Here is a 207-nt window from a genome sequence, read left to right on the forward strand (position 1 = left end):
TCGGCTCCTAGTGCCAAGGCATCCACCGTGCGCCCTTTCTAACTTAACCGTTAAAAAGAATCACTACGTGATATCTTGTGTTACTAATTGAATGTGATGTCTACTGTTATCTAGTTTTCAAAGAACACGTTGGTGGAGCCTAGCGGGATCGAACCGCTGACCTCCTGCGTGCAAAGCAGGCGCTCTCCCAGCTGAGCTAAGGCCCCG

1 tRNA gene is annotated in these 207 nt (G+C 50.2%); it reads right to left on the minus strand.

The annotated features are described in order from the left end of the window. Positions 1-130: 130 nt before the first annotated feature. Positions 131-206 (minus strand) — tRNA-Ala (locus KI350_RS22875). Position 207: the final 1 nt, after the last annotated feature.

Origin of the sequence: Bacillus sp. J41TS8 (assembly GCF_018333035.1) — a bacterium.
Classification (GTDB): domain Bacteria; phylum Bacillota; class Bacilli; order Bacillales; family Bacillaceae; genus Bacillus; species Bacillus paralicheniformis.